The sequence below is a fragment of the Curtobacterium pusillum genome, assembly GCF_007680845.1.
GTDB lineage: Bacteria > Actinomycetota > Actinomycetes > Actinomycetales > Microbacteriaceae > Curtobacterium > Curtobacterium pusillum_B.
Map to the genome: position 1 here is coordinate 210,005 of NZ_VEIY01000006.1, position 21,393 is coordinate 231,397.

Genomic DNA, 21,393 nt, shown 5'->3' on the forward strand with positions numbered 1-21,393 from the left:
GACTGGTGGCATGCCCACCGAAGCCCGCACCGCCGCCCCGTTCCGCGTCGCCGACCTCGCCCTCGCCGAGGCGGGCCGCCACCAGATCCGGCTCGCCGAGAACGAGATGCCGGGCCTGATGTCCCTGCGCGAGGAGTTCGGCGCGTCGCAGCCCCTGGCCGGTGCACGCATCGCCGGCTCCCTGCACATGACCGTGCAGACCGCGGTGCTCATCGAGACGCTCGTGGCGTTGGGTGCCCAGGTCCGCTGGGCGAGCTGCAACATCTTCTCCACGCAGGACGAAGCCGCCGCGGCCATCGCCGTCGGGCCGACGGGCACGCCCGGGTCGCCCGCCGGTGTCCCGGTGTTCGCGTGGAAGGGCGAGACCCTCGACGAGTACTGGTGGTGCACGAACCGGATCTTCGACTGGTCGGCCGAGGCGGCGGCGGTCGGCGCGGACTGGATCGGCCCGAACCTCATCCTCGACGACGGCGGGGACGCCACGATGCTCGTGCACACCGGCGCCGACGCCGAAGCGGCCGGGCGCGTGCCGGACGCCGGTGCGGACGCGAGTGCCGAGTGGAAGATCGTCCTCGCGACGGTCGCCGCCTCGCTCGAGGAGTCGACGGACCGCTGGACCCGCATCGCCGCGGACATCGAAGGTGTCACCGAGGAGACCACGACGGGCGTCCACCGCCTGTACGAGCTCTCGCGCAGCGGCGAGCTGAAGTTCCCGGCGATCAACGTCAACGACTCCGTCACCAAGTCGAAGTTCGACAACAAGTACGGCATCCGGCACTCGCTGCCCGACGGCCTGAACCGGGCGACCGACGTCCTGATGGGCGGCAAGGTGGCGTTCGTCGTCGGCTACGGCGACGTGGGCAAGGGTGCGGCCGAGGCGCTCCGCGGGCAGGGCGCCCGGGTCATCGTGTCCGAGGTCGACCCGATCTGCGCGCTCCAGGCCGCGATGGACGGCTACCAGGTCGCGCGGCTCACCGACGTCATCGCCGAGGTCGACATGGTCATCACGTGCACCGGCAACCTCGGGGTCGTGGGTGTCGACGAGATGCTCGGGCTGAAGCACCTCGCGATCGTCGCGAACGTCGGGCACTTCGACAACGAGATCGACATGGCGGGGCTCGAGGCACTGCCCGGCGCCGAGAAGGTCGAGATCAAGCCGCAGGTGCACGAGTGGCGTCTGCCGAACGGTCGCTCGATCCTGGTGCTTTCCGAGGGGCGGCTGATGAACCTCGGCAACGCGACCGGGCACCCGTCGTTCGTGATGAGCAACTCGTTCACGAACCAGGTGCTCGCGCAGATCGAGCTGCACACCCGGCGCGACGCGTACCCGACGGGGGTGTACGTGCTGCCGAAGCACCTCGACGAGAAGGTGGCGCGCCTGCACCTCGACGCGCTCGGGGTCGGGCTCACCGAGCTCCGGCCGGAGCAGGCGGCGTACATCGGCGTGCCGGTCGAGGGCCCGTACAAGCCCGAGCACTACCGGTACTGAGCGGCGCGCGCCGCGCGCTGCGCGGCGCTGCTCGCGACGAACCACGTTTCCGACGTCGAACCGGCGCGGCGGCGTGGTTCGACGTCGGGAACCTGGTTCCGGACACAGCACCGCGACGTTGCGCGGTGCTGTGTCCGGAACGCGGTGCGCGCCGCGGTGCGCACGCGCCGCGGTGCGCACGCGCAGCGCGCGGCCGCGCCGCGTCAGCGCGGGAAGCCCGGGGGCCGCGCCGTCGCCACAGCGGCCGCGGCATCGAGCATCGCGGCCCGGGAACGCAACGCCCGCACGTCCCGCTCGCGCCGCAGCACGACGACCCCGGCGAGGAACACCTCCGGGTGCACGGCCGGCACCGGGTGCGCGTACTCCGCGACCGATGCCGCGAGCGAGCGCGCCGTGACCTCCCGGACCTCCGGACGCAGGTCGGCGGCCCCGCGGAAGAACGCCCCGAGCCGGTTCTCCAACCGCTGCGGCAGCGCCGAGACGTCCGCGACCCGTGCCCACGCCACGAGCTCGGCGGGCAGGAGCACCTCGGGGTCGCGCTGCTTCGTCGGCCGCTCGTGCTGCACGATCGTCCCCGCGAGCAGGTCTCCGAGCCGCCGCGGCCGCGATCCGAACAACGCCACGAGCAGCGCCACCGACCCGAGCGACATCCACAGCTCGAGCAGACCGACGAGTGCTCGGGCGAAGGCGTGCCGGAACCCGATCGCCCCGCCGTCGAGCCGGACCACCCGGGTGCCGGCGGCGTACCGCCCGACGCTCCGGCCCTTCGTCACCGTCTCGACGGCGGCGGGCACGAGCACGAGGACCCCGACGAGCAGTCCGATGTCGAGCGCCGCCGCCCACGCGTCGTCGATGCCGCTCGGCCACACCCGGGACACGCCGAACAGGAGCATGAGGTACAGCGCCAGCACGCAGACCGCGTCGAGGAGCGCCGCAGCGAGCCGCAGTGCGATGCCGGCCGGCTGGACGTCGAGGGCGACGGCCTCGCCGACGACGAGCTCGTCGGAGGTGTCGTCGAGCGCCCGGACGAACCGGCCGTCGGCGAGGTCACGCGGCGCGCGGGTCTTCGGCATGGGATCATTCTGTCGGACGCGGTCACGGCCCGCCCGGACGGCGGCCCGCCCGACCAGCGCCCGCACGCCCGGAGGCTCGCCCGCCCGACCGGCGGCCCGCCTGGACCCGGTCGCCGACGAGTGGGGGAGACACTGTGGACCTGGACGCCTACGCCGACGTGCACCGCGAGCGCTGGCAGGAGCTCGACCGCCTCGCCCGCGCACGGCACACCTCCGGCGCCGACGTCGACCGCCTCGTGTCCGCCTACCAGGAGGCGGCGACCGACCTCGCCCGCATCCGCGGCGCCGCACCCCGGACCGCCGTGGGCGACCGGCTGTCCCTGACCCTGTTCCGTGCCCGACTCCGCTTCACGGGCACGCCCGTCGACCCGCTGACGGCGGTCACGTCCTTCTTCGTGCTCCAGCTCCCCGCCTCGCTGTACCGGATCCGCTGGGTGACGATCTGGGTCGCTGCCGCCACCGTCGCGATCGCCGCGATCGTCGCCGTCTGGATCACCACGACGCCCGGGGCGCTCGACACGTTCGGCTCACCGGCCGCGCTCCGCCAGTACGCGACGCATGACTTCCAGGCGTACTACTCCGACCACGGCCTCGGGGCGTTCTCGGCGCAGGTGTGGACGAACAACGCCTACATCGCGGCGACGATGGTGGCGTTCGGCATCACCGGGCTGTTCGTACCGTTCTCGATCGGGCAGAACGCGATCAGCCTCGGCGTCTCGGCGGCGATCATGCACGACCAGGGCCGGCTCGGCGACTTCTTCCGCTCCATCGCCCCGCACGGCCAGCTCGAGCTCTACTCGATCTTCCTCGCGGCGGCCGCCGGCCTGATGATCTCGTGGTCCTGGATCGCGCCCGGGGCCCGGACCCGCGCGCAGGCACTCGCCGAGGACGGTCGCGCCCTCATCACGATCGCGGTCGGCCTGACGCTGACCCTGCTGCTGTCCGGCATCATCGAGGGCACGGTGACCCGCCAGGACTGGCCCTGGCCGGTGAAGATCGGCATCGGCACGGTGGCCCTCGCGGCGGTGCTCTGGTACCAGTGGGTCCTCGGCGGCCGCGCGTACCGGGCGGGGGAGCGCGGCGACCTCGAGGAGTTCGAGCGCGGCTCGTCGGCCCTCGTCGCGGGCTGACCTAGAGCCGGCCGGTCGCCTTCGCACGGATGTACGCGTCCGCGACGAGCGGCGGGACCTGCTCGGGCACGGCTCGCACCACCTCGGCGCCAGCGCGTCGAGCGACGTCGGCCACGCCGTCCGCATCGAGCAGCGTGCGTTCCGCAGCGGCGCGCCGGTGGACGTCGCGCTCCGCGCCGGACGGGAGGCGCGGCACCCGTCCGCCCCGCCGCCCGCGTCCCGACCCGGCCGGGTCCACCGCCCCGCTCGCCATCCGGGTGACCGCCGGGTCCGTGACGCTGGTCACGAGGACCGCGTGCCGTCGGGTGAGCCGGGGCAGGACGGCGAGCAGGTCGCCCGAGGCACCGATCGAGTCGAGGCTCGACGCGAGCACGACGAACGCGCGTGACGTCGTGATCGAGTCGACGAGTGCCGGGACCGCCGACCAGTCGGTGGCGGCGAGCCCGGGCTCCGCGAGCGCGAGCGTCTCGCCGGACCGCTGCACCACGTCCGCCCGGGTGGCGCCGTGGACGCGTCCGCGGACGGCGTCGTCGAGCACGACGAGGTCGACCCGGTCGCCCGCTGCGGCAGCGAGCGCGCCGAGGAGGAGGGCGGTCTCGATGAAGGTGTCGAGGCGTGGTTCGTCGTCGACCCGGCCGGCTCCGGCGCGCCCGGCATCGACGACGACGATGACCCGCCGGTCGCGCTCCGGACGCCAGGTCCGCACGACGAGGTCCTGCCGCCGAGCCGTCGCGCGCCAGTCGATCGACCGCACGTCGTCGCCGCGCACGTAGTCCCGCAGCGAGTCGAACTCGGTGCCGTGGCCGCGGAGCTGCAGGGTGGTCTCACCGTCGAGCTCCCGGAGCCGAGCGAGCCGCGAGGGCAGGTGCCGCCGCGACCGGAACGGCGGGGTGACGACGAGTTCCCCGGGGGCGGCGAGCACGCGTTGGCGCGCCGCGAGCCCGAGTGGACCGAAGGCGCGGACGGCGACCCCGGCGGTGCTCCGGCGTCCGCGGCGGAACGGCGCGAAGCGCATCCGGGCGGTGCGGCGTTCGCCGGCCGGCACCTGCATCCGCACCCGTCCGGGACCATGGCCGGCGGACGGCTCCCACATGTCGCGGACGATGCCGCGCAGCGTCCGGGTGCCGTCGTTCGCGAGGACGAGCGTCCCGTCCGCCGTGTCGTCCCGTCGGGCCAGCCGCGGCATCCGCCGTTCGACCCGCACACGTGTGAGGTCCGCGGCGAGCAGGACGTCGAGCACCGCGGCGAGCACCACCACGCCCGCCCACGCCAGACCCGCCCAGCCCGTGCCGAGCAGCACGGTGGGCACGACGGCGACGGCGAGCAGCGCGACGAACCGGCCGGAGATTGCCACTAGATCGGCACCCGGACCTGGTCGAGCACCTGCTGCAGCACGCCGTCCGCACCGACGCCCTCGAGCTCGGCGTCCGCGGCGACCCGGAGGCGGTGCCGCCACACGGGCAGCAGCATCGCCTGCACGTGGTCCGGGGTGATCGCCTCGTAGCCGGTGAGCCAGGCCCACGCCTTCGCGGCGGCCAGGAGCGCGGTCGCCCCGCGCGGGCTCACGCCGACCCGGACCGACGGCGCCTGACGGGTGGCCCGGGCGAGGTCGACGATGTAGGCCAGGACGTCGTCCCGCGCGCCGACCGCACGGACGGCCCGCTGCGCGGCGAGGACCTCGTGGACGCCGAGCACGGGCGTGATCCCGGCGGACCGGACGTCGCGGGGCTCGAAGCCGTCGGCGTGGCGCCGGAGCACCTGCCACTCGACGTCGCGCGGCGGGACGTCGAGGGTGAGCTTCATGAGGAAGCGGTCGAGCTGGGCTTCGGGGAGCGTGTAGGTGCCCTCGAACTCGATCGGGTTCATCGTCGCCGCGACGAAGAACGGGACCGGCAGCGCCCGCGCGTCCCCGTCGACGCTCACCTGGCGCTCCTCCATCGCCTCGAGGAGTGCCGACTGGGTCTTCGGGGGCGTGCGGTTCACCTCGTCCGCGAGCAGCACGTTCGTGAACACCGGTCCCTCGCGGAACGGGAACGTGCCGGTCGAGGCGTCGTACACGAGCGATCCGGTGACGTCGCCCGGCATGAGGTCCGGGGTGAACTGGATGCGCTTCGTGTCGAGTGACATCGCGGCGGCGAGGCTCCGGACGAGCAGGGTCTTCGCGACGCCGGGCACGCCCTCGAGCAGGACGTGGCCCTGCGCGAGGATCCCGACGATCATCCCGGAGACCGCGCCCTCCTGCCCCACGACGGCCTTGCCGACCTCGACGCGCAGCCGACCGAACGCATCGCGCAGCGGATCGGTGCCGGGCTCGGGCTGCTGGGTCTGGACGGGGGACGGATCGGTCACGGTCGTGCTCCTCGGTGGTCTCGGTCGGTGTGCCGGTCGCCGGTGGTCGCGGCGAGGACGGCCTGTTCGAGCTCGTCGAGCGCCGCCGCTCCCGCGACGAGCGCTCGGTCGTCGTGCGTCGGTCCGCCGACCAGCACGGCGCCGACGCGCTGGTGCGGGATGCCGGTCGCGTGCGCGGCGGCCCGGACGACCTCGTCGACGTGTGCCGACCGGGGGAGCCCGAGCCGGCGGGCGGTGCGTCGGAGGGCGGCCACGCGGAGGGTGTCGAGCGCGTGGGTGCGGTCGCGCGTGCGGGCGGCGAGGCGCGCTCGGCCCTCGGTCGTCTCGGCGGCGCGCACGACGACCGGCATCCGCTCGACGACCAGGGGACCGAGACGGCGTCCGCGCCAGATCCCGGCGGCGACGGCCACCAGCCCGAGGAGGCCGAGCACGCTCGGCACCCACGGCGGGGCGAGCGACCCGAGCGTCGGCGCCGCGTCCGGGGCACCGGAGATCGGGGTGTACCAGGTGAGGGTCTCGTCGCCGCCGAGCAGGGCGAGCGCGAGGGCAGCGTTCCCGGCGGTGGTGATCGTGTCGTTCCGGAGCGCCGCGGTGGTGCCGACGAGGGTGACGTCGCCCGCGGGCGTCGCCGTCCGTACGAGGCCGTACGTGCGCTGGTCGCCCGATCCCGTCGCGGCGCAGAGGTCCGTGCCGGCAGGGGTGCGCTCCCCGTCGGGGACCGCGAACCCGGTCCCCGTGGCCGTGATGCGCTCGGCCTCCGCTGCCGCCGGGATCGGGCACGCCGCGGTCGACACGGTCCGGTCGTCGTCGGCCTGGGCGGCGGGCTCGACGTCGAGGCCGAACGCCTCGAGTGCACGAGGGTCCGTCGTGACGAGGACGACGTGGGCGGACTGGCGCGCGAGGCGCCGGGCGACGGCCGGGTCGAGGGCGCCCTGCGAGTCGTCGACGAGGACGGTCCCGTCGGCGATGCGATCGGCGCGGGCGACGATCCGGACGTCGGTGCCCTGCTGTTCGAGGACCCGGACGAGGGCCTTCGTGCCGCTCGCCGTCGCGGACCCCGGGTCGAGCGGTGCCCGTTCGGCGTTGCCGGTCCTCTGAGCGACGGCGGTGAGCGCCGCGAGCAGGAGCCCGACCAGGACGATCGCCACCCAGAACCCGATCCGCAGGCCGCGTCCCTCACGGTGCGGCGGCGTCCGGTCGGTGGGGCGCTCGGCCGTGGCCGGCGTCGTGGCCGTCGTGGCCGTCGTGGTCATGCGGGGACCGCCGGCGTCGTCGCGTGCACGGGCCTGGCGGTGCGCAGGGCGTGCTCGGTGTCCAGCACGTCGTGTGCGGCGGCCTCGGTCGCGTCGGCGCCGAGGTACCGGACGTCGTCGAACGTCGCTGCTGCGCGCTCCAGACGGTCCGACTCGGCCGGGAACAGGGCGCTCGCACGGCCGGCGATGGCACGGGCGGTCGCGCCGGGGACGTCGGGGACGAGGTCGCGCTCGCCGAGCCCGCGGGCGAGCGCGCGGTAGCCGTCGAGCACCGCACGCGACCAGTCACCGGCGCGCAGGGCGGCTCGGGCGTCGTCGGCGATCGCTCGGGCGGTGCGCAGGTCGTCGTCGTCGAACACGCCCCCGGGCTCCCGTCCAGCGGTCCGAGTGCGTCGCCGGGGGAGACCCCTCGCGACCACAACGAGCACGATCACCGCGACGAGGACGACGACGGCGACCCACAGCAGGGTGTGCGCGACGGCCGGGGACCCCAGGCCGTCCGCGCGGAACGATCCGAGCCAGTCGAGGACGGCCCGCGATGCCCGGTCCCACCAGGTCACCTGGGCACCGTCGTACTCGGACCGTTCGAGTTCGCGTTCGAGGAGGTGCCGGGCCTCGTCGGGACCGAGGGTCACGGGCGGCCGTCCGGCGGGTAGCGACCGGGCGCACCGCCCCACTCCGGCGGCTGCGGCTGTCCGGGCGCCGCCTGTCCCGGCTGGCCGGGCCATGCCTGCCCCTGTCCCGGCGCCGCCTGTCCCGGCTGCCCCGGCCACGCCTGCCCCGGCCACGCCTGCCCCGGCCACGCCTGCCCCTGCCCGGCCCCCGGCTGCCCCGGCCACGGCGGCCGAGCCACCTGCGGCGCCGGCGCGAACGGGTCGCTCGGCTGCCCGGTCTCGAGGTGCGCGGCGATGCGCTGGTCGAGAGCCTCGGTCCGGATGCGCCGGTCGACGGCGAGGAGCGTCAGCACCGACGCACTGAGGACGTCCGTGATGCACTGCACCGCGATCGCGAGCAGGCTCCCCACGACGATCGCGACGACGCCGCCGGCCCCCACGCCCGACGATGCTCCGGTCTGTCCGAGCGGGTCGAACGTCCCGCCGACGAGCACCGCGCCGATCGTGAGCGGGAACGACGCGATCGAGACGGCGAACCCGAACATCGCCTGCACGAGCAGCACGATCCCGAACGTCCGCCAGAACGCCCCGCGCGTGAGCCGCCACGACTGCGCGGCCGCCTGGAACACCGGCCGGCCCTCGAGCGCGATCGTCGGCACCGTGAACGCGAACTTCGTGCCGAGCCACACGAGCAGCACGCCGAAGCCGAGGCCCATGCCGAGGATCGCGAGCACGAAGCCGCCGATGCCCGAGTTCCCCGCGGCGAGCGCCCCGGTGAACCCGATGAGCACGACGAGGAAGAGGACCCCGATCACCACGCCGGCCGCGAGCTGCACGAGGATCCACGCGACGACGGACCAGCGTCGCCCGGCGAGCAGCGCCCACAGTCCCCGGAAGGTCGCGCGGCGGCCGAGGATCCGCTGCCCGGTGTCGGCGGCGACCGGCGCGACGAGGAAGCCACGCCCGAGGTACGCCAGGAACGGCAGGCCCACGGACAGCACGATCCAGAGGGTCACCGACCCGGCCATGATCGAGTCGGCGCCGCTGCCGCCGCCCTCGACGGCGGCGAACATCCGGGACTGCACGGCCCGCTGGCCGAACGTGCTGACGAGGGTGGCGAGGAGCCCGAGCACGCCGCTCAGCAGCACGCTCCAGAGCAGCAGGACGCGCGCGTTCCGACGGAAGACCGTGAAGGCACCGCCGAGGACGTCGCCGAGGCCGAGCGGCCGCAGCGGGATGACCGGACGCGACCCCACCGGACCTGGACCCGACCCCACCGGACCCGACCCCGCCGGGCCCGGACCCACCGGACCAGGCCACGCCGGCCCTGGACCCGACCACGGGGCGGGCGGCTGCTGCCCGGGCTGGTGCGCCGCGCCTCCAGGACGATCGCCCGGTGCTCCCGGGACCTGCCAACCGGACATCGCCGCCCCCTGTTCCGTCCTGACCGCGAAGCGGAAGACGCGGTCGGGACCATCCTGGCGGAAAACGCCACGCGACGGGGGCTCGGCTATCGTGAGGGATCAGGTGTCGTCCGGGCACCGCTGCTCGTCCCACGGAGTCCCATCACATGACACCGCGCATCCTCGTCGTCGACGACGACCAGGCCCTCGCCGAGATGATCGGCATCGTCCTCCGCTCGGAAGGGTACGAACCGGAGTTCAGCGCCGACGGCAACGACGCCGTCGACGCGTTCCACAGCTCCAAGCCCGACCTCGTGCTCCTCGACGTCATGCTCCCCGGCATCGACGGGATCGAGGTGTGCAAGCGGATCCGCGCCGAGAGCGGCACGCCGATCATCATGCTGACCGCGCGCGGCGACACCGCCGACGTCGTCGCCGGACTCGAGAACGGCGCGGACGACTACGTCGTCAAGCCGTTCAACCCGAAGGAACTCGTCGCCCGGATCCGCACGCGCCTGCGCCCGACGGCGGCCGACGCCACGGTGCTGCACGTCGGCGACCTCACGGTCGACGTCGCCGGACACGAGGTCCGCCGCGGGGACTCCGTGATCGCGCTGACACCCCTCGAGTTCGACCTGCTCCGGGCGCTGTCCGAGAAGCCGAACCAGGTGTTCACGCGCGAGATGCTCCTCGAGCAGGTGTGGGGCTACCACTACAAGGCGGACACCCGGCTGGTGAACGTGCACGTGCAGCGCCTCCGCGCGAAGATCGAGCACGACCCCGACAACCCGAAGATCGTCACCACGGTGCGCGGCGTCGGGTACCGGGCCGGAGGGGCCTGAGCACCGTGCCGGCCGTCCCGTCCGGCGGTGCGCGCGCCGGCTCCGCGCGGATCGGTCGCCGGCTGCGCCGGTGGGTCCGCCGCGGCTGGCGGGGCGTCGCCTACCTGTGGCGGCGCTCCCTGATGTTCCGCTCGGTCGCGATCACGGTCATGACGACCGGCCTCGCGATCGCGATCATCGGCACCGCCGTCATGATCAGCATCTCGAACAACGTCTACTCGCAGCGCCGCGACCAGATCGAGTCCGAGTCCGCGCGCGCCACGATCGTCGCGCAGGGGATCTTCGACGCCGCGACCGCGGGCGAGGACAACAACCAGAGCGAACTCGAGACGCTGCAGAGCGAAGCGCAGCAGGCGATCCTGTCGAACACGACGAGCCCGGGCGGCACGAGCATCGCGATCGAGCGCAGTCCGGACCAGCCGGGGCCGCAGACGGTCCAGAACGTCGCGAGCCAGGGCTTCCCCGACGCCGTGATCACCGACGTGCTCCGCAAGGAGGTCGGCAAGAACACCGGCAAGCTCAGCCTGCAGCCGGTTCGCCTCGACGACGACGGGCGCCGCCAGCCCGGTCTCGCGGTCGGTTCGACGCTGCAGATCCCGAGCGCGGGGCAGTACGAGCTCTACCTCGTCTACGACCTGTCGGACGCGCAGCAGACCCTCGACTTCGTGTCGCAGACCCTGTCGATCGGCGGCGTCGCGCTCATGGTGCTCATCGCCCTCGTCACCTCGCTCGTGGTGCGGCTCGTCGTGGTGCCGATCCGCGGTGCGGCGGAGACGAGCCGGAAGATCGCGGCCGGCCGGCTCGACGAACGCATCCCGGTGAAGGGCAACGACGACATCGCCACGCTCGCGCGGAGCTTCAACGGCATGGCCGAGGCCGTCAGCCGGCAGATCACCCAGCTCGCCGAGCTCTCCCGTGTGCAGCAGCGCTTCGTGTCGGACGTGTCGCACGAGCTGCGCACCCCGCTCACGACCATCCGGCTCGCGGGCGACATGCTCTTCGACTCCCGCCACGCCTTCGAGCCGTCGGTCGGCCGCTCCGCCGAACTCCTGCACGCGCAGGTGGAACGCTTCGAACTCCTGCTCGCCGACCTGCTGGAGATCTCCCGGTTCGACGCGCAGGCCGTGCAGCTCGACCCCGAGCCGGTCATCCCCGCGGCGCTCGCGACGGACATCGTCGACGAGTTCCATCCGCTCGCCGAGCGCGCCGGCATCGACCTGCAGCTCGTCACCCCCGGCGGGCACACCACGATGCAGCTCGACGCGAAGCGCGTCCGGCGCATCCTCCGCAACCTCGTCGGCAACGCTCTGGAGCACGGCGACGCGAAGCCCGTCCAGGTCGTCGTTGACAGCGATGCCCGCAGCGTCGCGATCGCCGTCCGCGACCACGGGATCGGGATGCCCCCGGAGGACGCCGCCCGCGTGTTCGACCGCTTCTGGCGCGCGGACCCGAGCCGGAAGCGGACGATCGGCGGCACCGGGCTCGGGCTCGCGATCTCGCTGGGCGACGCGAACCTGCACGGCGGCCGCATCGACGTCTGGTCCCGCCCCGGGGAAGGGTCCACCTTCGTGCTCACCCTGCCGCGGAACGAGCGCGTCGCGGTCACGACCTCGGCGATCCCGCTGCCCGACCTCGACGAGTCCTACGACGGCCCCCGCGCCGTGCGGGAGGAGGACTGATGCGCACCCGCTTCCGACACGTGGTCGCCGCTGCGCTCGCCGCGGTGACGATCGTCGCCCTGTCCGCCTGCGCCGCGATCCCGACCGACGGCCCGGTCCGCTCCGGGCAGACCATCAAGGACGAGTCGCTCTCCGGTGTCGACTACCGGCCGGACAAGCCGGTGGCCGGGTCCGACCAGACGGCGATCCTGCGCGGGTTCATCGCGGCCGGCACCGGCGCGGCGGACGACTACTCGATCGCCCGACAGTTCCTCGCGACGAGCTTCGCCGAGAAGTGGAACCCGCGGCGCGGCGTCACGATCCGGCAGGGCAACCCCGCGGTCGAACGAGTCGGCGAGCGCGAGCTCACCTACACGCTCACCGCGAGCGCCACGGTCGACGCCGACGGCGAGTACACCCAGGCGGTGCGTCCGACCTCGTCCACCCTGACGTTCCAGTTCACCCGGCAGGACGGCGAGTGGCGCATCGCCTACGCCCCGGACGGGATCATCCTCTCGCCGGTGAACTTCGAGTCCGTATTCCAGCAGCACGCCCTGTACTTCTTCGACCCGACCTACAAGTTCCTCGTCCCCGACGAACGCTGGTTCCTCGCCAGGTCCTCGACGAGCACGCGGATCGCCAGTGCGCTGCTCGCGGGCCCCGCCGACTGGCTCAAGGGCGCCGTGGTGTCCTCGTTCCCCGAGGGCACGCAGCTCTCCCTCAACGCGGTCACGATCGACAACGGCACCGCACTCGTCGACCTGTCCAGCGACGCCCTGCGCGCCAGCAGCCAGGACAAGGTCCGGATGCGCGAGCAGCTGAGCAAGTCACTGGCGTCCGTCGCGACCGTGTCCTCGGTCGAGATCACCGTCGAGGGAGCGACCTTCTCGGTCCCGGACGGCAGCGGGTCGGACGCGCAGCAGAACCCCGACGTCGACGCCCGGCCGCTCGTCGACCACGACGGCTCGGTCGGCTACGCGGCCCTCGGCACGGGAAAGGTCGCCGAACTCGGCGGGGGCACCGGCGACGAGATCGCGGACCTGGACCCGACGTCGTTCGCGCTGTCGGCCTCGGGCACGGCGGCGGTGGTCGGCAACGACGACGGCGTCACCGTGGTCCGCGGCCGGACACACCTGCGCATCGACGCGACGGACGACCTCGTGGCGCCCTCGATCGACGACCTCGGGTTCGCCTGGGTCGCCTCGTCCGGCAACACGCGGAAGGTCACCGCGTACGGCCTCGGCGGCGACCCGCACCAGGTGAGCACGACGCTCCCTTCAGGCGACCTCGTGTCGTTCCAGGTCTCCCGCGACTCGACGCGCGCCCTCGCCCTCATCGAGACCGGCGACGGCCCCAGCCTCTACGTGATGGCGATCATCCGCGGCTCGGACCGCACGCCGACCGCGCTCGGCCCGCCGGTGCGGCTGCAGGCCGCGACCGGGGACGCGGTCGGTGCCGCCTGGATCAGCGACTCGGACGTGGCGTCGGTGGGCCAGACCTCGTCCGGGCCCGACGTGGTCCGGTCGACGATCGGCGGACAGTCGAGCACCCTGCCGAAGCCGGACGGCCGCGCCACCGCGATCGCCGGTGGCAGCGGTGGGTCGATGCTGCTCCGGATGTCGGACGGGTCGGTGCTGCAGTCCACCGGCGGCGGCTGGGACTCGACCGGGGTCACCGCGGACGTGCTCGGCATCCAGCGCTGAGGCGGTCCTCCTCCACAGACGGGCCTGACTGGAGGCACATCCCCCGGTCCCGGGACCGGCCCGCCCCCGCCGACGGGTCACGACCAGGATCGTGCCCGTGACCCAGACGACGGACGACCACCCCTGGCAGGACGCCGCCCTCGCGGTGCTCGGGCTCGTCCTGCCCGTCGTCTGCGCGGGCTGCGGCGCCCCGGACCGCGCACTCTGCCGGACGTGCTCGGCCGGGCTCGCCGCCGAGCCCCGCCGCGTGCGCCTCGTCGCCGGCGTCCGGCTCGACGCAGCGTTCGAGTACGCCGGGCTCGTGCGCACCCTCCTGCTCGAGCTGAAGCTCCGCGGCCGGGTCGACCTCGCCCGTCCGCTCGCCATCCGGTTCGGTGCCCTCGTCCTGTCGGCGCTCGCCGACGCGCCGCCCGGCACGGTGCTGCTCCGTGTGCCGCCCTCGCGGCAGGGGAACCGCCGGCGCGGCTTCGATCCCGTCGTGCTCCTCCTGGCTCGCGGGGGCGTCCGCCGTCCCCGGGCGCTCCACCGTCCACGTGCCGGTCCCGGGGCCGGGGCGGGACCGGCCGGCACCGGGCGGGCCGGAGCGCGGCGGGCCGGGGCCGGGCAGAAGGAGCGGTCGGCGCTCGAGCGGGTCGCGGCGACGGTCGGGTCGCTCCGTGCGAGCGGCGTCGCCGGCCGTGACGTCGTGGTCGTGGACGACGTGGTGACCACCGGCGTGACGATGGCCGAGGCCGTGCGAGCGGTCCGTGCTGCCGGCGGACGGGTGGTGCGCTGCGTGGCCGTCGCGAGCGTCGACGACTGACGTGCACACCCCGCGCATCGGTGAACGCTCGGTGAGCACTGAGTGTCCGGTGGGTGTCCGCGCGACTCACCGTTCCCGTGTGACGACGCACGGTCGCCGGGTCTAGCCTCGCGGCAAGGCGTTCGGGATCGCCGGATGGAGGCGACGCGCTGACGTACGGATGGGAGCCGCCACATGGACGTGACGATCACGGGCCGGAACATCGGGGTCACCGACCGATTCCGCACCTACGTGGAACAGAAGTCCGAGAAGATCGACGTGCTCGCCGACCGCGCCCTCGCGTTCGAGGTGCGCATCAGCCGCCACAACGAGAAGTCCGGCGGTTCCGGGGGCGAGGACCGCGTCGAGCTGACCCTGATCGGCCCCGGACCCCTCGTGCGGGCGGAGTCCGCGGCCTCGGACAAGTACGCGGCGTTCGACCTGGCGTTCGCGCGCATCATGGAGCGCCTCCGCCGGGCCCGCGACCGCCGCAAGGTGCACCGCGGCCGGCACGCCCCGACCTCGGTCGCCGAGGCCTCGGGCACCGGGTTCGAACGGATGGGCATCGTCCCCGCGGACGGCAAGCTCATCGAGGACGTCGCGACCGGTGCGATCCCCGTCGTCAGCGAGTCCCGCGACGAGGACGAATCCGAGGTGTACAGCCCCGTGGTCATCCGGCACAAGGTCTTCGAGGCCGCCCCGATGACCGTCGACGACGCGCTCTACTTCATGGAGCTCGTCGGACACGACTTCTACCTGTTCGTCGACGCGGAGACGCACCGGCCCAGCGTGGTCTACCGCCGCAAGGGCTGGGACTACGGCGTGATCGGCATCGACGGCACGTCGGCACCCGGCGAGGCGTCCGCGTCTTCCGACTCCGAGTCGGAGCCGGCGGTCGCCATCGCCTGAGGCGCGATCCGGCACCGCCCGAGACGTGTGCGCGGCCCGTTCGCGGGCCGCGCACACGCGCGCTGTTCCCAGCGGCGAGACCGGCCGGGTTGCTAGCATGACTGGCTGTTCGCATCGCGCAGGTCGCGCGAGACGATCTCGTAAGGAGCTCACGTGGCAAACGTGCTGGAGAAGGTCCTCCGCATCGGTGAAGGACGCACCCTCCGTCGGCTGAAGGCGTACGCCTCGGCCATCAACGACCTCGAGGACGACTTCGCGAGTCTCACCGACGAGGAGCTCCAGGACGAGACCAAGGAGCTCCGCGAGCGCTACGCGAACGGCGAGACGCTCGACGACCTCCTGCCCGAGGCGTTCGCGGCCGTGCGGGAAGCAGCGAAGCGCACCCTCGGCATGCGGCACTTCGACGTGCAGCTCATGGGCGGCGCCGCGCTCCACCTCGGCAACATCGCCGAGATGAAGACCGGTGAGGGCAAGACCCTCGTCGCGACGACGGCCGCGTACCTCAACGCCATCCCGTCGCGCGGTGTGCACGTCATCACCGTCAACGACTTCCTCGCGTCGTACCAGTCCGAGATCATGGGCCGCGTCTTCCGCGCCCTCGGCATGTCCACCGGTTGCATCATCGCGAACCAGTCGCCGGCCGAGCGTCGTGAGCAGTACGCCGCCGACATCACCTACGGCACGAACAACGAGTTCGGCTTCGACTACCTGCGCGACAACATGGCGTGGCAGTCGTCCGACATGGTCCAGCGCGGGCACTACTTCGCCATCGTGGACGAGGTCGACTCGATCCTCATCGACGAGGCCCGGACGCCGCTCATCATCTCCGGTCCGTCCTCGGGCGAGGCGAACCGCTGGTTCACCGAGTTCGCGTCGATCGCCACACGGCTCACCCCGGGTGAGGACTACGAGGTCGACGAGAAGAAGCGCACCGTCGGCGTGCTCGAACCGGGCATCGAGAAGGTCGAGGACTACCTCGGCATCGACAACCTCTACGAGTCGGCGAACACCCCGCTCATCTCGTTCCTCAACAACTCGATCAAGGCCGTCGCCCTGTTCAAGCGCGACAAGGACTACGTCGTGATGAACGGCGAGGTCCTCATCGTCGACGAGCACACCGGCCGCATCCTCATGGGCCGCCGCTACAACGAGGGCATCCACCAGGCGATCGAGGCGAAGGAAGGCGTCGAGGTCAAGGCCGAGAACCAGACCCTCGCCACCGTCACGCTGCAGAACTACTTCCGCCTGTACCAGAAGCTCTCCGGCATGACCGGTACCGCCGAGACCGAAGCGGCCGAGTTCATGTCGACCTACAAGCTCGGCGTGGTCCCGATCCCGACGAACAAGCCGATGGTCCGCATCGACCAGACCGACCTCGTCTACAAGAACGAGAAGGCGAAGTTCGAGCAGGTCGCCGAGGACATCGCCGAGCGCCACGAGAAGGGCCAGCCGGTCCTCGTCGGCACGACGAGCGTCGAGAAGTCGGAGTACCTCTCCAAGCTCCTCGCGAAGAAGGGCGTCAAGCACGAGGTCCTCAACGCGAAGAACCACGCACGGGAAGCCGCCATCGTCGCGCAGGCCGGACGCCTCGGCGCCGTGACGGTCGCCACGAACATGGCCGGTCGCGGGACCGACATCATGCTCGGTGGCAACTCGGAGTTCCTCGCCGTGCAGGAGATGCACGCCAAGGGCCTGTCCCCGACGGAGACGCCGGACGAGTACGAGGCCGAGTGGGACGACGTGTTCTCGCGCGTCAAGTCCGAGATCAAGGAAGAAGCCGAGAAGGTCCGCGACGCCGGCGGCCTGTACGTCCTCGGCACCGAGCGGCACGAGTCCCGCCGCATCGACAACCAGCTGCGTGGTCGTTCCGGCCGTCAGGGCGACCCGGGCGAGAGCCGCTTCTACCTGTCGCTCACCGACGACCTCATGCGCCTGTTCAACTCCGGCGCCGCCGAGAGCCTGATGGGCCGCTCGAACGTCCCGGACGACCTCGCGATCGAGAACAAGCTCGTCGGGCGTGCGATCCGGTCGGCACAGGCGCAGGTCGAGGGCCGCAACGCCGAGATCCGCAAGAACGTCCTCAAGTACGACGACGTCCTGAACCGCCAGCGCGAGGCGATCTACAGCGACCGCCGGCACATCCTCGAAGGCGACGACATCCACGACCGCGCGCAGACGTTCCTGAAGAGCGTCGTCGACGACGTGATCGACAGCCACACCGCCGAGGGCAACGCCGACGACTGGGACCTCGACGCCATGTGGACCGAACTCGGGACGCTGTACCCGATCTCGATCTCCATCGACGAGGTCATCACCGAGGCCGGCTCGAAGGGCAAGGCCACGCGGGAGTTCCTCGGCCGCGAGATCCTGTCCGACGCCAAGCTCGCCTACCAGCAGCGCGAGGAACTCCTCGGCGACGAGGCGATGCGCGAACTCGAGCGCCGCGTCGTTCTCTCGGTGATCGACCGCCGCTGGCGCGACCACCTCTACGAGATGGACTACCTCAAGGACGGCATCGGCCTCCGTGCGATGGCACAGCGCGACCCGCTGGTCGAGTACCAGCGCGAGGGGTACGCGCTCTTCCAGACGATGATGGGCCAGATCCGCGAAGAGTCCGTCGGGTACCTCTTCAACCTCGAGGTGCAGGTCCAGTCGGACGGCGAGAACGCGGTCATCGAGGCGAAGGGCCTCAACGAGGACGAGGTCTCCGGGCTCGAGTACTCGGCGCCGTCGATCGACGGCGAGGTCGAGGTCCGCGACGAGCGCGGTCGTCTCGAGCAGGCCGCCACGGCGCGTGCGCAGAAGGCGCAGGCCGAGGCCGAGGCGGCTGCCGGTCCGGAGCAGGGCTCCGCGTTCGGCAGCGCCGCCACGGCGTCCGGCCAGGCCGCAGCGGGCAACCGTGCCGAGCGTCGTCAGGCCGCCAAGAAGAACTGACGTCGGTCCTGACCGACTGGAGGCGCGGTGCCAGCTGGCACGCGCCTCCAGTCCGTCTCCCGGTCGCGCTCAGAGCACCCCGACCGCTGTTGCGCGCCATCGCCCCTGCCGCTCTTCGAGTCGCATCGCGACGGCCCGGGCGTGACTGCGCGTGTGCACCACGACGGTGGCTTCGGCGACACCCTCCGTCGGTCGGCAGACGATGACGCTCCCCGCCCGCAGCGAGGCCCGGCCACGCGTCCTCCCGGCGAGCGCCCGTGCCCGAGCGGCCACGGCCGCGCGCTGCTGCAGGTGCCGGTGCACGTCGTCGGTGATCCACCGCGCGATGCTGTCCACCTCACGGGCCCCGGTGAGGATCTCGGCAACGCACAGCCCGAGGGCGCGTGCCGCGTCCTCGACGTCGGTCGGCGGGGGGACCGCCCGGAGCGGCTCGACCTCCGCCCTCGAGCTCGTGTCGTCGATCCGGCGTGCTTCCTCGGCCACCCCTGCCCCTTTCGTCGGGCTGAGCGTATGGCGAGTACAACATGCGAAATACCGAAGGGTCGACCTGTGGAGAGGTCGAAGTTGTCCACAGTGCTCCGCACCTAGACTGAGCGGGTGTCGACCCTCAGTGACCTCGTCCTCGCACAAGGCCGTTCCTCCGAAGCCGACGTGGAGTGGCTCCACCTGCTCGTCGGGGACTGGCAGCTGCTCGCCGACCTGTCCTTCGCCGACATGGTGCTCTGGGTGCCGACGGCCGAGGACGGCTCGTTCGTGGCCGTCGCGCACGCCCGACCGAGCTCCGCCGCGACGCTCTTCTACCGCGACATCGTCGGCCAGGAGATCCGCGAGGAGTGGCGCGAGCAGGTCACCGAGTGCTTCGTCGGCTCGCGGGTCGTCGACTCCGCCGAGCCGGACTGGTACGAGGACACCCCGACCCGGGTGCGGGCGATCCCGGTGCTCCGCCGCCTGAGCGCGAAGAGCGCCGAGACCACCGACCGCCCGATCGCCGTCGTGACGAGGCACTCCAACCAGGACGAATCGCGCACGCCGAGCCGTCAGGAGCTCAACTTCACCGCGAGTGCGAACGACCTGTTCGGCATGATCTCGACCGGCGACTTCCCCGACCTCGGTGCGCCGGCCGGTCCCCGTCGTGGTGCGCCCCGCGCGAGCGACGGGCTGCTCCGCCTCGACACGAACGGCATCGTCACGTTCGCCAGCCCGAACGGGCTCAGCGCCTTCAACCGCATGGGCTTCGAGGGGGAGCTCGAGCGGAAGTCCCTCGCCGAGGTCACCACCGAGCTCATCGGCGCGCAGCTCGAGGTCGACGAGTCCCTCCCGCTCGTCGTCACCGGCCGAGCCCCGTGGCGAGCCGACATCGAGTCGAAGGGCGTCACCGTGTCCCTGCGGTCGATCCCGCTGCGCGACCACGGCGAGCGGATCGGCGCGGTCGTCCTCTGCCGCGACGTCACCGAGATGCGCCACCAGGAGCGCGAGCTCATCACCAAGGACGCGACGATCCGCGAGATCCACCACCGCGTGAAGAACAACCTGCAGACGGTCGCGTCGCTGCTCCGGATCCAGGCACGTCGGACCCACTCCGAAGAAGCCCGCACGTCACTGCAGAACGCGATGCGGCGGGTCGCGGCGATCGCCGTCGTGCACGACACCCTGTCGAGCGGCCTCAGTCAGAACGTCGACTTCGACGAGGTCTTCGACTCCGTCCTCAAGCTCGTCACCGAGGTGGCGGCGTCGCACAACACGACGGTGCGCCCGAAGAAGACGGGGGAGTTCGGGGTGCTGCCCTCGGAGGCGGCGACCCCGCTCGCGCTCGGGCTCACCGAGCTCGTCACGAACGCCGTCGAGCACGGGCTGGACGGCCGCGACGGTGAGGTCGAGATCGTGGCGGAGCGCTTCGACGACCACCTCGACATCCAGGTCCGCGACAACGGCCGGGGTCTACCGGAGGGCAAGGTCGGGTCGGGGCTCGGGACGCAGATCGTCCGCACGCTCATCCAGGGCGAACTCGGGGGCACGATCGACTGGCACACCCTCACGGGCAGCGGCACCGAGGTGACGATCACGATCCCGTTCCGCTGGCTGACCGCCGCCGCGTAGCGCCCCCGCGCGCGTCGGGCCGGCGCGCGACACCTGGTTCCGGACACAGCACCGCGAAGATGCGTGGTGCTGTGTCCGGAACCTGGTTCCGGCAGCGCAGCACCCCGCGCCGACGCCGCACCCCGCACACGACGACGCCCGCCGGCCCCGAGGGGACGGCGGGCGTCAGGCGCGCGGACGGTGCAGCGTCAGGAAGCGCGACGAGCGCGAGCGGCGCGGCGCTTCAGCGCGCGGCGCTCGTCCTCGCTCAGACCGCCCCAGACACCGGAGTCCTGGTTGTTCTCGAGTGCGTACTGCAAGCACATCTCGGTGACCGTGCACCGAGCGCAGACCGACTTGGCCTTCTCGATCTGGTCGACGGCCGGTCCGGTGTTCCCGACGGGGAAGAAGAGCTCGGGGTCCGCGGTGAGGCAGGCTGCCTGGTCACGCCAGTCCATGTGTGGTGCTCCTTGAAATCGATGCTCGAACGGCAGGCCGGGGCCGTGGTTCGGGGATCGGAACGCTGCGCATGCTGAGCACGATGGGACACCCGTGGGGGAGGAGTCCGCTGGAAGCGAGTCTGACGCCCGCAGAACGCTCGGGGGAGGAGCGTCGAACCACGGGAGACGCACACCACATCGTGCCGTCCAAACGACCTCCAATATCGTTCCATACTGGTAGGGCCAAATCAAGGGTTCCGACGCTGGAGGAATGCTGTGCCCGACACCACCCCGAACGACCCCGAGCCCGTGCAGCGGAGGTCGCCCGCGCTCGTCGCGCTCCTCGTGGTCGTGGGGATCGAGTTCGCCGCGCTCGTCGTGCTCACGGTCGTCCTCGTCGTCGAGCTCGTCGTCGCGCCGGCCACGAGCCTCGCGTCCGGCATCGCGCTGACCTTGCTGACCGCCATCGCCGCGCTCTGGCTCGGTGCGTTGTGCGTCGGCCTCCGCAACCGCCGACCGTGGGTGCGTTCGGGGATCATCGTGTGGCAGGTGATGCAGGGTGCGCTGGCGATCGGCGCGTTCCAGGGTGTCTTCCGCGTGCCGGCGATCGGGTGGCTGCTGCTCGTCCCGGCGCTCCTTGGCATCACGCTGGTGCTGTCCCGCCCCGTGACGGAGGCGCTCGCCCGTCCCGTCGAGTAGACGCTCGCCCCTGACGGACTGGAGGCGCGGTGCCAGCTGG

General features: G+C 72.4%; 18 protein-coding genes. 10 read left to right on the forward strand and 8 right to left on the reverse strand.

Going from position 1 to position 21,393, the window contains the following annotated elements:
- Nucleotides 1-10: 10 nt before the first annotated feature.
- Nucleotides 11-1,489, forward strand: a complete 1,479-nt coding sequence (gene ahcY / locus FS825_RS14145) for an adenosylhomocysteinase (RefSeq protein WP_144714101.1) — start codon at nucleotides 11-13, stop codon at nucleotides 1,487-1,489.
- 203 nt (nucleotides 1,490-1,692) lie between these two features.
- Here the strand turns inward: ahcY and FS825_RS14150 are convergent, their stop codons facing one another.
- Nucleotides 1,693-2,562 (reverse strand): RDD family protein, encoded by an 870-nt coding sequence (locus tag FS825_RS14150; protein WP_144714103.1) that lies wholly within the window; start codon nucleotides 2,560-2,562, stop codon nucleotides 1,693-1,695.
- Between the two features lie 134 nt (nucleotides 2,563-2,696).
- Here FS825_RS14150 and FS825_RS14155 point away from each other — a divergent pair, with 134 nt between their 5' ends.
- Nucleotides 2,697-3,692 (forward strand): stage II sporulation protein M, encoded by a 996-nt coding sequence (locus FS825_RS14155; RefSeq protein ID WP_144714105.1) that lies wholly within the window; start codon nucleotides 2,697-2,699, stop codon nucleotides 3,690-3,692.
- 1 nt (nucleotide 3,693) lies between these two features.
- On the opposite strand, the gene FS825_RS14160 is transcribed toward FS825_RS14155, so the two are convergent.
- The 5 genes from FS825_RS14160 to FS825_RS14180 are packed head-to-tail and all read right to left on the reverse strand — an operon-like array spanning nucleotide 3,694 to nucleotide 9,164.
- A complete protein-coding gene (locus tag FS825_RS14160) occupies nucleotides 3,694-5,046 on the reverse strand; it encodes a DUF58 domain-containing protein (protein WP_144714106.1) in 1,353 nt (450 codons plus the stop codon).
- The gene (locus FS825_RS14165) at nucleotides 5,046-6,041 is read right to left on the reverse strand and encodes an AAA family ATPase (RefSeq protein WP_395886265.1); all 996 of its coding nucleotides are present in this window, start codon (nucleotides 6,039-6,041) and stop codon (nucleotides 5,046-5,048) included. The genes FS825_RS14160 and FS825_RS14165 overlap by 1 nt, the downstream gene beginning before the upstream one ends.
- On the reverse strand, nucleotides 6,038-7,294 hold the full coding sequence (locus tag FS825_RS14170; RefSeq protein ID WP_144714108.1) for a DUF4350 domain-containing protein: 1,257 nt from the start codon (nucleotides 7,292-7,294) through the stop codon (nucleotides 6,038-6,040). The genes FS825_RS14165 and FS825_RS14170 overlap by 4 nt, the downstream gene beginning before the upstream one ends.
- Nucleotides 7,291-7,929, reverse strand: coding sequence for a DUF4129 domain-containing protein (locus FS825_RS14175; protein WP_144714110.1), 639 nt, complete (start codon nucleotides 7,927-7,929; stop codon nucleotides 7,291-7,293). Before FS825_RS14175 ends, FS825_RS14170 begins: the two co-directional genes overlap by 4 nt.
- Nucleotides 7,926-9,164, reverse strand: a complete 1,239-nt coding sequence (locus FS825_RS14180; RefSeq protein WP_186377251.1) for a glycerophosphoryl diester phosphodiesterase membrane domain-containing protein — start codon at nucleotides 9,162-9,164, stop codon at nucleotides 7,926-7,928. The genes FS825_RS14175 and FS825_RS14180 overlap by 4 nt, the downstream gene beginning before the upstream one ends.
- Before the next feature lie 314 nt (nucleotides 9,165-9,478).
- Here FS825_RS14180 and mtrA point away from each other — a divergent pair, with 314 nt between their 5' ends.
- The 6 genes from mtrA (at nucleotide 9,479) to secA (ending at nucleotide 18,138) form a co-directional block, all read left to right on the forward strand.
- Nucleotides 9,479-10,153 carry an MtrAB system response regulator MtrA gene (gene mtrA / locus FS825_RS14185; protein ID WP_144714113.1) on the forward strand — a complete coding sequence of 225 codons (675 nt, stop codon included), beginning with the start codon at nucleotides 9,479-9,481 and terminating at the stop codon, nucleotides 10,151-10,153.
- A gap of 5 nt (nucleotides 10,154-10,158) precedes the next feature.
- Nucleotides 10,159-11,832, forward strand: a complete 1,674-nt coding sequence (gene mtrB, locus FS825_RS14190) for an MtrAB system histidine kinase MtrB (protein WP_260981189.1) — start codon at nucleotides 10,159-10,161, stop codon at nucleotides 11,830-11,832.
- Entirely contained in the window at nucleotides 11,832-13,514 is a 1,683-nt protein-coding gene (locus FS825_RS14195; RefSeq protein ID WP_144714115.1) for an LpqB family beta-propeller domain-containing protein, read from the forward strand. Before mtrB ends, FS825_RS14195 begins: the two co-directional genes overlap by 1 nt.
- A 97-nt stretch (nucleotides 13,515-13,611) precedes the next feature.
- Nucleotides 13,612-14,316 (forward strand): phosphoribosyltransferase family protein, encoded by a 705-nt coding sequence (locus tag FS825_RS14200; protein ID WP_222126940.1) that lies wholly within the window; start codon nucleotides 13,612-13,614, stop codon nucleotides 14,314-14,316.
- A gap of 174 nt (nucleotides 14,317-14,490) precedes the next feature.
- A complete protein-coding gene (hpf, locus tag FS825_RS14205; protein ID WP_144714117.1) occupies nucleotides 14,491-15,204 on the forward strand; it encodes a ribosome hibernation-promoting factor, HPF/YfiA family in 714 nt (237 codons plus the stop codon).
- Nucleotides 15,205-15,357: 153 nt separating this feature from the next.
- Nucleotides 15,358-18,138, forward strand: a complete 2,781-nt coding sequence (gene secA / locus FS825_RS14210) for a preprotein translocase subunit SecA (protein WP_144714119.1) — start codon at nucleotides 15,358-15,360, stop codon at nucleotides 18,136-18,138.
- Between the two features lie 69 nt (nucleotides 18,139-18,207).
- Here the strand turns inward: secA and FS825_RS14215 are convergent, their stop codons facing one another.
- A complete protein-coding gene (locus tag FS825_RS14215; RefSeq protein ID WP_144714121.1) occupies nucleotides 18,208-18,621 on the reverse strand; it encodes an Rv3235 family protein in 414 nt (137 codons plus the stop codon).
- Nucleotides 18,622-18,735: 114 nt separating this feature from the next.
- Between FS825_RS14215 and FS825_RS14220 the strand changes: the two genes are divergently transcribed.
- A complete protein-coding gene (locus FS825_RS14220) occupies nucleotides 18,736-20,235 on the forward strand; it encodes a sensor histidine kinase (RefSeq protein WP_144714123.1) in 1,500 nt (499 codons plus the stop codon).
- Between the two features lie 188 nt (nucleotides 20,236-20,423).
- Here the strand turns inward: FS825_RS14220 and FS825_RS14225 are convergent, their stop codons facing one another.
- Nucleotides 20,424-20,672, reverse strand: coding sequence for a WhiB family transcriptional regulator (locus FS825_RS14225; RefSeq protein WP_022904217.1), 249 nt, complete (start codon nucleotides 20,670-20,672; stop codon nucleotides 20,424-20,426).
- Between the two features lie 258 nt (nucleotides 20,673-20,930).
- Here FS825_RS14225 and FS825_RS18700 point away from each other — a divergent pair, with 258 nt between their 5' ends.
- Nucleotides 20,931-21,353, forward strand: coding sequence for a hypothetical protein (locus tag FS825_RS18700; protein WP_186377252.1), 423 nt, complete (start codon nucleotides 20,931-20,933; stop codon nucleotides 21,351-21,353).
- Nucleotides 21,354-21,393: the final 40 nt, after the last annotated feature.

Coding starts and splice junctions, on each gene's coding strand:
- FS825_RS14150 (WP_144714103.1), bottom strand. CDS start 2,562: ATGCCGAAGACCCGCGCGCCGCGTGACCTCGCCGACGGCCGGTTCGTC.
- FS825_RS14225 (WP_022904217.1), bottom strand. CDS start 20,672: ATGGACTGGCGTGACCAGGCAGCCTGCCTCACCGCGGACCCCGAGCTC.
- FS825_RS14170 (WP_144714108.1), bottom strand. CDS start 7,294: ATGACCACGACGGCCACGACGGCCACGACGCCGGCCACGGCCGAGCGC.
- FS825_RS14195 (WP_144714115.1), top strand. CDS start 11,832: ATGCGCACCCGCTTCCGACACGTGGTCGCCGCTGCGCTCGCCGCGGTG.
- ahcY (WP_144714101.1), top strand. CDS start 11: ATGCCCACCGAAGCCCGCACCGCCGCCCCGTTCCGCGTCGCCGACCTC.
- mtrA (WP_144714113.1), top strand. CDS start 9,479: ATGACACCGCGCATCCTCGTCGTCGACGACGACCAGGCCCTCGCCGAG.
- hpf (WP_144714117.1), top strand. CDS start 14,491: ATGGACGTGACGATCACGGGCCGGAACATCGGGGTCACCGACCGATTC.